General features: G+C 72.1%; 9 protein-coding genes. 4 read left to right on the top strand and 5 right to left on the bottom strand.

The window, feature by feature from the left end; all coding sequences use genetic code 11:
• The first annotated feature begins 518 nt into the window (after positions 1–518).
• Entirely contained in the window at positions 519–2,117 is a 1,599-nt protein-coding gene (gene serA, locus AB0M52_RS23760) for a phosphoglycerate dehydrogenase (RefSeq protein ID WP_363957533.1), read from the top strand.
• 118 nt (positions 2,118–2,235) lie between these two features.
• Here the strand turns inward: serA and AB0M52_RS23755 are convergent, their stop codons facing one another.
• On the bottom strand, positions 2,236–2,595 hold the full coding sequence (locus AB0M52_RS23755) for a hypothetical protein (protein WP_363957530.1): 360 nt from the start codon (positions 2,593–2,595) through the stop codon (positions 2,236–2,238).
• Positions 2,596–3,001: 406 nt separating this feature from the next.
• Positions 3,002–3,847: an FAD:protein FMN transferase gene (locus tag AB0M52_RS23750; protein ID WP_363957527.1), complete on the bottom strand. Its 846-nt coding sequence runs from the start codon at positions 3,845–3,847 to the stop codon at positions 3,002–3,004.
• Between the two features lie 216 nt (positions 3,848–4,063).
• Between AB0M52_RS23750 and AB0M52_RS23745 the strand changes: the two genes are divergently transcribed.
• Positions 4,064–5,095, top strand: coding sequence for a 3-isopropylmalate dehydrogenase (locus tag AB0M52_RS23745; protein ID WP_363957524.1), 1,032 nt, complete (start codon positions 4,064–4,066; stop codon positions 5,093–5,095).
• 236 nt (positions 5,096–5,331) lie between these two features.
• Positions 5,332–6,429 carry a branched-chain amino acid aminotransferase gene (locus tag AB0M52_RS23740; RefSeq protein ID WP_363957521.1) on the top strand — a complete coding sequence of 366 codons (1,098 nt, stop codon included), beginning with the start codon at positions 5,332–5,334 and terminating at the stop codon, positions 6,427–6,429.
• A 98-nt stretch (positions 6,430–6,527) separates the two neighbouring features.
• On the opposite strand, the gene AB0M52_RS23735 is transcribed toward AB0M52_RS23740, so the two are convergent.
• Both AB0M52_RS23735 and AB0M52_RS23730 read right to left on the bottom strand, forming a co-directional pair.
• Entirely contained in the window at positions 6,528–7,277 is a 750-nt protein-coding gene (locus AB0M52_RS23735) for a tyrosine-protein phosphatase (RefSeq protein WP_363957518.1), read from the bottom strand.
• 85 nt (positions 7,278–7,362) lie between these two features.
• A complete protein-coding gene (locus AB0M52_RS23730; protein WP_363957535.1) occupies positions 7,363–7,752 on the bottom strand; it encodes a PRC-barrel domain-containing protein in 390 nt (129 codons plus the stop codon).
• A 408-nt stretch (positions 7,753–8,160) separates the two neighbouring features.
• Between AB0M52_RS23730 and cimA the strand changes: the two genes are divergently transcribed.
• Entirely contained in the window at positions 8,161–9,744 is a 1,584-nt protein-coding gene (gene cimA / locus AB0M52_RS23725) for a citramalate synthase (protein WP_363957515.1), read from the top strand.
• A gap of 90 nt (positions 9,745–9,834) precedes the next feature.
• On the opposite strand, the gene AB0M52_RS23720 is transcribed toward cimA, so the two are convergent.
• The coding region (locus AB0M52_RS23720; RefSeq protein WP_363957512.1) for a DUF2690 domain-containing protein at positions 9,835–10,383 on the bottom strand (549 nt) is incomplete at its 5' end.

Genomic DNA, 10,383 nt, shown 5'->3' with positions numbered 1-10,383 from the left:
CCGGTCGGCCCGGAGTCGGGCACCCGCCCGGCGCCACGCGACTTCAACGCGAAGGCGACGCTCTCCCCGGCGTCTGGTCGCGGGCCGCGGCTGTCTCCGGCGTCGGCTGCCGGCCGAGCCGCCGCTGGGTGGTCGCTCTCGCCGAATGCTGGGACCAGGTGACCAACGCCTCGGCCAGCCGTGGGCCATACCGGCGGGGATGGTGCCGGGTCAGTCGACGCAGTATCGCGATACGGACGGCGAGCAACACCTCGCGTTTCCTCCCCGCTGACCGTGCGCTGACCTTCGTCGTACCGGAGCGTTGTCAGCTGGTGAACCCGGTGAACGGGGGATTGCCGACGGGTGACAACGCTCTGTGAGGGCACTCACCCCACGGTCCGGGACACGTCCGGCGGTGAGCCACCTACGATCCCTGATAGGTGTGTAGCCGGCACCGAACGGCCATGGCACGGAACAGCACAGGGCGCAGCGCAGCGTCCCGTCGCCCGGCCGACCGCATACGACGTCTACGAGGACCGATGAATCCTGTCGTACTGATTGCCGAAGAACTCGCTCCCGCCGCCATCGAGGTGCTCGCGCACGACTTCGACGTACGCCACGTCGACGGCACCGACCGCCCGGCACTGCTCTCCGCGCTCTCCGAGGCCGACGCCGTCATCGTCCGCAGCGCCACCCAGATCGACGCCGAGGCGATTGCCGTCGCTCCCCGGCTGAAGGTCGTGGCCCGCGCGGGTGTGGGACTGGACAACGTCGAGGTGCCGGCCGCCACCGCGCGGGGCGTCATGGTCGTCAACGCCCCCACGTCCAACATCGTCTCCGCCGCTGAGCAGGCCGTCGCGCTGCTGCTCGCGGTCGCCCGCAACACCGCCAGCGCCAGCGCGGCGCTGAAGGCGGGGGAGTGGAAGCGGTCGAAGTACACCGGCGTGGAGCTCCAGGGCAAGACCGTCGGCGTGGTTGGCCTCGGTCGCATCGGCGTCCTCTTCGCGCAGCGGATCGCCGCGTTCGGCACCCGGCTGATCGCCTACGACCCGTACATCCAACCGGCCCGGGCCGCGCAGCTCGGGGTACGCCTGGTCGGCCTGGAGGAGCTGCTGCGGGAGAGCGACTTCATCTCCATCCACCTGCCGAAGACCCCGGAGACCGTCGGTCTGATCGGCGAGAAGGAGCTGTCGATCGTCAAGCCGGGCGTGCGGATCGTCAACGCCGCCCGCGGCGGGCTGATCGACGAGCAGGCGCTGGCCAACGCGCTGGCCGAAGGCCGGGTCGGCGGCGCCGGGGTGGACGTGTACGCCAAGGAGCCGTGCACCGCTTCGCCGCTGTTCGCCTTCGACAACGTGGTGGCCACCCCGCACCTGGGCGCTTCCACGGCCGAGGCGCAGGACAAGGCCGGCCTGGCCGTGGCCAAGAGCGTGAAGCTGGCCCTGCAGGGCGAGTTCGTGCCGGACGCGGTCAACGTGCAGGCCGGCGGCGTGGTCGCCGAGGATGTCCGCCCGTTGCTGCCGCTGGCCGAGAAGCTCGGCCGCGCCTTCACCGCGGTCGCCGGCGGGGTCGCCGCCAGCGTCACCGTCGAGGTGCGTGGTGAGATCGTCGACCACGACGTCTCGGTGCTCAAGCTCGCCGCCACCAAGGGCCTGTTCAGCTCCGTGGTGGAGGAGCAGGTGACCTACGTCAACGCACCGCACCTGGCCGCCGAGCGCGGGGTGGAGGTGTCGCTGACCACCCAGCCCGAGACCGTCGACCACCCGGTGCTGGTCACCGTGCGCGGCGCGCTGCCCGACGGCCGTACGGTCCGGGTCTCCGGCACGGTGGCCCAGACCGGCACCCGGGACATCATCAAGCTGACCGAGGTGGACGGCTTCGACGTGGAGATCGGCGCCGAGGGCATCCTGCTCTTCCTCCGCTACGTCGACCGTCCGGGCGTGGTCGGCACCGTCGGTACGCTGCTCGGCGAGGCCGGCATCAACATCGCGGCGATGCAGGTGGCCCGCCGGGAGGCCGGCGGCGAGACGCTGATGACCCTCACCGTCGACCAGGCGCTCGGCGCCGACCTGCTCACCTCGGCCGCCGACTCGATCGGCGCGACCGCGGCCAGCGCGGCGGACCTACGCGACGAGTGAAATAGCCACGCATGACTGATGGGGGCCCGGCCGTTGGCCGGGCCCCTCGTCGTCGCCCGTCGCTGGTCTCCGCCGCCGGTTCGGCCGAGGCGTGGCCGAGTTGGTGGGGCGGGCCGGGTCAGCCGGGCAGCCAGGCCGCCGGTGGCGGGTAGACCGAGCCGTCCTGGGCGTCGAAGAGCATCAGCCGGTACTCGCCGGCGAACCGTTCTATGTCGAGCAACACCTGGTCGGGGCAGGCCGGATCCAGGTTCAACTCCACGTGGTCGGCAGCCGTGTGCAACGGTGCGACCGTCCAGGGGGTGCCCGGACCGGCCGGCCGGTCGGGGTAGCTGGCGGTGATGGCCCGGTAGAAGGACACCACCCGTGGGTCCGGTTGGCGCTCGCTGTGCCGGCCCTCCCGGCACCGCCGCACCGCCGCTCGCACATCCTCGGGCGTCGCCCCGTCCGCCAGGGCCCACACGCTCAGATCGAAACTCACGGCCGACAGCGTGCCATCCGCGGTTCACCTTGTCGAAAACGGCCCGCCGCAGGCCAACCGGCGGCCGGGCAGGATCGACAACTTCAGGTCGTGGCGCGGCGTCAGACGCGCCGAACCGAAGTTCGCCGTAGCTCCGGATAGTCCCGTGTGGAACCCTTGCCGTGAAACGCGTCGATTCGATAGCGTACGGGTGCGGTCACTGGCCGAGTCCGTGACGCCGGCCCGTCTTCGGGTGGCGAGGTCGACGTCCGGCCGACCGGCCCGCACCCCTCGATTGCGCAAGCCACGCGCACTCGTCGCCGACCGGCCTCCACGGTCGTTGCCGCGCCCGTGGAGGCCGATCGCTGTCCCCGACACGTATCCACCCACCCCGCCGCATGCCTTCAGCTGTTAGGACGGTCTGCGCTCAGCGCCGGGCGGCGAGCAGCGGGCGGTAGTCCGATCCGGAGCGGAACCAGGCCATCCCGGCCGGGCCCGCGGCGTACAGCGCGGTGGCGTAGGCGTCGGCCACCGCGAGGTCGGGGCCCACCACCGTCGCGGCGACCAGTTGGTCGGCCGGCTCGCCGGTGTGCGGGTCCACCACATGTCCCTGCCGGCCGGTCACCCCGGAGGTGCCGATCGCGCCCGCGGTCATCTCCAGCACCAGTGGTGTCCGGCGCCGCTCGGTCGGGTGGTGCACCGCGACCCGCCACGGGCCGCCGTGCCCGGCGTGGCCGCGTACCACCAGGTCGGCGCCGGTGAGCACCGCGTAGTCGTGGATGCCGGCGGCCCGCAACCGGGCCGCCGCCCGCTCGACCGCCCACCCGCCGAGCAGGCCGCCCGGGTCGAAGCCGCCGGGTACCGCCCAGGCGTCGAACCAGCCGTCCGTGGCCGCCCGCATCGCGGCGCACCGGTCCACCAGGTCGGCCAGCGGCGGGTACGACTCGGGGCTGATCTCGCCCCGGCGCAGCCGGGACACCAGGCTTTCCGGTCGGTTCGGGCCGTAGGTGAGGTCGATCGCCCGCAGCTCGGCCACCGCGTCGCGCAGCGCCTCGCCGACTCCCCGCCGGCCGAGCCACTCCGGGGCGTTCAGCAGCAGGGTGTACTCCGCGGTCGAGGTGCGCACGCTGTGCCGGACGGCGATCCGGTCTCCGGCCACCGGGCCGGCCCGGTCAGGTCGCGGATCGCGGGCGCCCAGCCGCAGGTCGGGGCGGCGGAAGCGGAAGGTCGCCGGGTCCACCCAGCGGGTCCGTGGCTGCTCGTCGGTCCACATCGCATCGCCCTCTCCTCGACGCCCGCCGCGCCGTCGCAGTGGGCGTCCGGCCCCGTGAGCCGTCGAGGCTCACGCTAGGCAGCGGACATGACGGCACCATGAGTGCCCCCTGGGAAGCTGCTGTGCATCCCGAATTCCCGGAAAGTGGAACATCCGTACCGGGAGGCGGGACGGCGGCGTACCGTCGAGCCGACACGAGCGAAGGAGCTGACGGACGTGGCACGGATCGCGGTGGTGGCCGGGGACGGGATCGGACCCGAGGTGGTCGCGGAGGCCCGCAAGGTCATCGACGCGGCGCTGCCGGGGGTCGAGGCGACCGAGTACGACCTCGGTGCGGCACGTTACCACCGCACCGGCGAGGTGCTGCCCGACTCGGTGCTGACCGAGCTGGCCGGGCACGACGCCATCCTGCTCGGCGCGGTCGGCGACCCGACCGTCCCGCCCGGCGTGCTGGAGCGGGGCCTGCTGCTCAAGCTGCGGTTCGCCTTCGACCAGTACGTCAACCTCCGCCCGTCGCGGCTCTGGCCCGGCGTCACCGGCCCGCTGGCGACGGTCAAGTCGGGCGAGGTCGACCTGGTGGTCGTCCGTGAGGGCACCGAGGGGCTGTACGCGGGTGCCGGCGGCTCGCTGCATCGGGGCACCCCCGCCGAGATCGCCACCGAGGAGAGCCTGAACACCCGGCACGGGGTGGAGCGGGTCGTCCGGGATGCCTTCGCCCGCGCCCGGCGGCGCGAGCGGCGCAAGGTGACCCTGGTGCACAAGACCAACGTGCTCACCCACGCCGGCTCGCTGTGGGCCCGCACCTTCGAGGCGGTGGCCGCCGAGCACCCGGACGTGACCACCGAGTACCAGCACGTCGACGCCGCCGCGATGTTCCTGGTCACCCAGCCGCAGCGGTACGACGTCGTGGTCACCGACAACCTCTTCGGCGACATCCTCACCGACATCGCCGCTGCGGTGACCGGCGGGATCGGGCTCGCCGCCAGCGGCAGCATCAACCCCGACGGGACGTTCCCGTCGATGTTCGAGCCGGTGCACGGCTCCGCGCCGGACATCGCCGGGCGCGGCGTGGCCGACCCGGTCGCCGCCGTGCTCTCCGGCGCCCTGCTGCTCGACCAGCTCGGGCACGCCGACGCCGCGGCCCGGATCACCGCTGCGGTCAGCGCGGAGCTGGCCAGCCGCGGCCCGGGCGTAGCCCTGGGTACCGCCGAGGTAGGCGACCGGATCGCGACCCAGGTCGCCGCCTGAGTCTGCCGCATCGTCGCCGGTGCGCGGCGGTGACGCCCGAGCTGTTCACCGGTGTGCTCCCGGCCTCGGTCCCGGCCGGGCGGCGGCCAGCTCGACCAGTGGGCTTCGCACCGGTTGTCGGCTTGCTACCCACCGGTCGACCTACCCGCTGAACGAGCGTTCGGGGTAAGTTTCTGGCACAAATGTTTCCGGCATGCGGTCGGCGCATGTCGTCGTCCCCCAGGGAGGTCAGCGCGATGAGCGGTGGTGACAAGCTCGACTTCGAGATCCGTCCGAATCCCGCGCCGGTATCCGCCACCGACCGGGCCGCGCTGCTGGCCAACCCCGGGTTCGGTCGGGTCTTCACCGACCACATGGTCACCATCCGTTACGCGGACGGCAAGGGCTGGTACGACGCCCGGGTCGAGGCGCGCGGGCCGATCCCGATGGATCCCGCCAGCGCCGTGCTGCACTACGCGCAGGAGATCTTCGAGGGGATGAAGGCGTACCGCGCCGCCGACGGCGGGGTGACGATGTTCCGCCCGTACGCCAACGCGGCCCGGTTCAACAGGTCCGCGGCCCGGATGGCCATGCCGGCGCTGCCGGAGGAGACCTTCGTCGACTCGCTGCACCGGCTGATCGAGATCGACCGCGAGTGGATTCCCGGCGGCGAGGAGGGCAGCCTCTACCTGCGGCCGTTCATGTTCGCCAGCGAGGTCTTCCTCGGCGTCCGGCCGGCCAACGAGTACCTCTACGCGGTGATCGCCTCGCCGGTGGGCGCGTACTTCGCCGGTGGGGTCAAGCCGGTGACGGTCTGGGTCTCGCCCGACTACACCCGCGCCGCGCCGGGCGGCACCGGCGCGGCGAAGTGCGGCGGCAACTACGCCGCCTCGCTGGTGGCCCAGGCCGAGGCCATCGAGCACGGCTGCGACCAGGTGGTATTCCTGGACGCGGTGGAGCGGCGCTACGTCGACGAACTGGGCGGGATGAACGTCTTCTTCGTCTACGACGACGGCTCGGTGGCCACCCCGCCGCTGACCGGCACGATCCTGCCCGGCATCACCCGGGAGTCGGTGCTCACCCTGGCCACGGCGGCCGGGCACCGGGTCGAGGAGCGGCCGGTGAGCTTCGCCGACTGGCAGGCGGATGCCGCCAGCGGCCGGCTCCGCGAGGTCTTCGCCTGCGGCACCGCCGCGGTGATCACCCCGATCGGGCAGGTGCGCTTCCCGGACGGAGAGTTCAGCATCGGCGGCGGTCAGCCCGGCACGGTCACCATGGCCCTGCGCCAGCAACTGGCCGACCTTCAGCGCGGCAAGGCCGCCGACCCGCACAACTGGGTTCACCGGGTGCTCTGAGGTGTAAGGAAGGGGCCCTTCTTAACGCCTGAGGCAGAGGAGGGGCCCCTTCTTAACACGAGCGATTGTGCACCGCTTCGCGTCGGTCGGGTGGCCGGTTACCGGTGCTGATCGAGCAGGTGGACGCGCAGCGCGGCGAGTTGGTCGTCGGTGACCCCGGCGTGGCGGAGGTAGTCGTCGACGGAGCCGTGGCCCTCGCGGATCTCGGCCAGGAACAGCAGCATCGTCTCGGCCGGCGAGGCGAGGAACGGCGCCGGCACCTTGGCGGCGTCGGGGAGGGTGGCGGCGACCCAGGCGCTGTACTGCCGCGACGCCTCGTTGCTCAGGGCGTAGTCCGCCGCGATCTCGGCGTCGTCGACGCCGAGCACGGCGAGGGTCAGGCCGCAGACGATGCCGGTGCGGTCCTTGCCCGCGACGCAGTGCACCACCACCGGCGCGTTGGCGCCCTCGGCGATCAGGCCGATCGCCTCGGCGAGCCCGGCGGTGCCGGTGCGGGCCAGGTCGGCGTACCGGTCGGCGAGGTAGCGGGCGAGGTCGCCGCCCGGCTGGTACGGCTGCTCGCCCCACTCCGCGTGCTCCGGGTGGATGTGCCGGTAGGTGAGCCCGTCGAAGTCGGGGACCCGGCCGTCGCGCTCGACCTCGGAGGGGCGGCGCAGGTCGATGACGGTCCGTACGCCGAGCGCGGCGAAGGCGTCCCGGTCGGGGTCGCCGATGCGGTGCAGCGAGTCGGAGCGGTAGAGCCGGCCGGTGCGTACCGTGCGGCCGTCCTGGCCACGGTAGCCGCCGACGTCACGGAAGTTGAACGTCGCGCTGAACGGGATTCTTCGGGTGACCTCGATGGCGTCCACCCTGACACGGTAAACGGCCGGTGGGACAGTGCCCACCGGCCGTGACGCCGTCTCCGCCCACCCGGGTGATGGGGGCCGGGCACCCTTACCGGAAGAGCCCGGGCGGGGTCGCCGCGTACGTGTCGTTGTAGTAGCCGCCGAGCTTGTCCCGGTAGGCCGGGTCGGTGGCCGCCTCGTCGTACTCCGGCGCCGCCTTGATCTGGTCCTTGTCGCGGTCGACGTAGACCTTCTGCTCCTCGTGGTCGACGTGGTTTACGGTCCCGGCCGGGAGCATGACCTTCTTGCCGAAGATCCACGGCCCGGTGTCGACCACCAGGTAGCTGGCGTTGACCTCCTGGCTGCTGCTGTCGATCTTGCCGATCGAGCCGTCGCTGGCCTCGACCTTGTAGCCGACCATGTTGACGCCGGCCACCCCGGCGTCGTCCCGGTAGCTCCACGGATCGAAGGCACCGGCGGGGGCGCCACCGGCGACCATTCCCTGGTCGCCGAGGAGTGTCACATCCTCCCGGTGTACAGCCCGGAGGGCCGGGTCTCCCGGCCTGCCCGGGTCCGGCGTGGCGGGCGTGCGGTTCGGGTCGAGCCTGTCCATGGGATCTCTCCTGCCCCGACTCTGGTGAGTCGTCTCGGAGGAACGTGCTTCCTTGTCCCGAAAACTCCTACCCCGTGCGACGCGTCCTACACCTGGCGCGTGAATCCGCCGTCCCGATATGTGGATTGCGCCTCCCAAAAGCCGTCGGCCGGTGGCAGACTACCCAGCGTGACCTGCACCGCCCGCATTATTGGCAACTAGCGCGCCGGCCTCCCCTCCGCCGAGCGCGCAGACCTCCCGCAGCCGCGGGGGGTCTTTTTGTTGCGCTGGCCGGTGCCTGACGAAGGGATCCTCATGACGTTCCAGGTCTACGACACGACTCTGCGCGACGGGGCTCAGCGCGAGGGGCTCAGCTACTCGGTGGTCGACAAGCTCGCGGTGGCCCGGTTGCTCGACGAACTCGGCGTCGGGTTCATCGAGGGTGGGTGGCCGGGCGCGGTGCCGAAGGACACCGAGTTCTTCCGTCGGGCGCGTACCGAACTCGACCTCAAGCACGCGGTGCTGGTCGCCTTCGGCGCCACCCGCCGGGCCGGTGCGGTCGCCGCCGACGACCCGCAGGTGCGCGGCCTGCTGGACGCGCAGACTCCGGCGATCGCGCTGGTCGCCAAGGCCGACCTGCGGCACGTGGAGCGGGCGCTGCGCACCACCGCCAAGGAGAACCTGGCGATGATCCACGACACGGTGACCCACCTGGTCGCCGAGGGGCGTCGGGTCTTCGTCGACGGCGAGCACTTCTACGACGGCTACCGCCACGACCCGGCGTACACCGCGTCGGTGGTGGAGACCGCGCTGGCCGCGGGCGCCGAGCGGTTCGTGCTCTGCGACACCAACGGCGGGATGCTGCCGTCCCAGGTGACCGCGGCCATCGTCGACCTGACCGACCGGATCGGTGTCGCCCCCGAACTGCTCGGCATGCACGCCCAGAACGACACGGCCTGCGCGGTGGCCAACACCATCGCCGCGGTCGAGGCCGGCGTCCGTCACGTGCAGGGCACCGCCAACGGGTACGGCGAGCGGCCGGGCAACGCCGACATCTTCGCGGTCGTCGCGAACCTCCAGCTCAAGCTCGGGCTGCCGGTCCTACCGGAGGGCTGCCTGGAGCAGATGGTGCGGGTCTCCCACGCCATCGCCGAGATCGCCAACATCGCACCCGACACCCACCAGGCGTACGTCGGGGCCGCAGCCTTCGCCCACAAGGCGGGGCTGCACGCGAGCGCGATCAAGGTGGATCCGCTGCTCTACAACCACGTCGAACCGGAGGTGGTGGGCAACGACATGCGGATCCTGGTCACCGAGATGGCCGGCCGGGCCAGCATCGAACTCAAGAGCCGTGAGCTGGGGTTGGATCTGGCCGGCCATCCGGAGACGCTGTCCCGGGTCACCAACCGGGTCAAGGAGCTGGAGGCGGGTGGCTGGTCGTTCGAGGCCGCGGACGCCTCGTTCGAGCTGCTGGTCCGCTCCGAGCTGCCGGACGCCGCGCCGGCGCGGCCGTTCGCCCTCGAGTCGTACCGGGTGCTGGTCGAGCACCGCGAGGACGGCGCGGTGGTCTCCGAGGCGACCGTGAAGATCCGGGTACGCGGCGAGCGGGTGATCGCCACGGCGGAGGGCAACGGCCCGGTCAACGCGCTCGACGAGGCGCTGCGGGTCGGCCTCGGCCGGCACTACCCGGAGCTGCGGGACTTCCAGCTGGCCGACTACAAGGTGCGCATCCTCGAAGGCAGCCACGGCACCGGCGCGGTGACCCGGGTGCTGGTCGAGACGGCCGACGGCCGGGGCGGCGGCTGGACCACGGTCGGTGTGCACCCGAACGTGGTCGAGGCGAGCTGGCACGCGCTGGTCGACGCGCTCACCTACGGCCTGGATCGGGCTCGGGTCTGAGCGGGGTGCGGTCGCGCCCGGCCGAGGCTGTCGTGAACACCGCTGTCGGCGACCACGCGATCGTGGTCGCCGGCAGCGTCGGATCGGGCGTCAGTACCAGCGGGTGCAGGCCCAGCCGTCGTACGGGCCCCACGGGTGGTAGCAGGCCTGAGCCTCGAGGCTGGCGTCGTTGACCATTCTGGTCCAGGTGCTCGGCGGGGAGTCGGCCGTCAGCGTCATGCGGTGCGTGCCGTTGGCGTTGCGGCTGACCACCTTGAACGTGAGGTTGCCGGCGCTGGTCCTCGCCCACGCCGTGCGGCATCGGGGGCTGTACCGCAGCTCGACGCTGCCCAGCGGGCTCGACGTGCGGTACACGTAGCCGCTGGACAGCGTGGGCGTGATGGCGTCCTCGGCGCAGGTGTAGTACCTGGTGCCGTCGTAGTAGATCCTGAAGGTCTGCGGGTCTCTGTTGTCGCACGAGGCTCCGCAGCCGGCGTTGGCGAGCGCTATCGCGTCGAGCCTGACCCCGTCGCCGGCCGAGATCACCGCCTCGGCCTCGGCGGCAGCGGCGCGGTCGGGCGTTGGCTGTGCCGAGGCGGGTGCCGGGTTCCAGCTCAGGGCGAGGGCCGAGACGAGTCCGGAGATGAGTAGTAGTCGCCG

The sequence above is a fragment of the Micromonospora sp. NPDC051296 genome, assembly GCF_040682255.1.
Taxonomy (GTDB): domain Bacteria; phylum Actinomycetota; class Actinomycetes; order Mycobacteriales; family Micromonosporaceae; genus Micromonospora; species Micromonospora craterilacus.
Note: the sequence above shows the minus strand (reverse complement) of the source record. Positions and strands in the feature narration are given on the sequence as shown.

What these genes read in the sequence shown, in the direction of transcription:
- AB0M52_RS23750 (WP_363957527.1), bottom strand. Translation starts at nt 3,847, where the DNA reads ATGTGGACCGACGAGCAGCCACGGACCCGCTGGGTGGACCCGGCGACC.
- cimA (WP_363957515.1), top strand. Translation starts at nt 8,161, where the DNA reads ATGACGTTCCAGGTCTACGACACGACTCTGCGCGACGGGGCTCAGCGC.
- serA (WP_363957533.1), top strand. Translation starts at nt 519, where the DNA reads ATGAATCCTGTCGTACTGATTGCCGAAGAACTCGCTCCCGCCGCCATC.
- AB0M52_RS23730 (WP_363957535.1), bottom strand. Translation starts at nt 7,752, where the DNA reads ATGGTCGCCGGTGGCGCCCCCGCCGGTGCCTTCGATCCGTGGAGCTAC.
- AB0M52_RS23740 (WP_363957521.1), top strand. Translation starts at nt 5,332, where the DNA reads ATGAGCGGTGGTGACAAGCTCGACTTCGAGATCCGTCCGAATCCCGCG.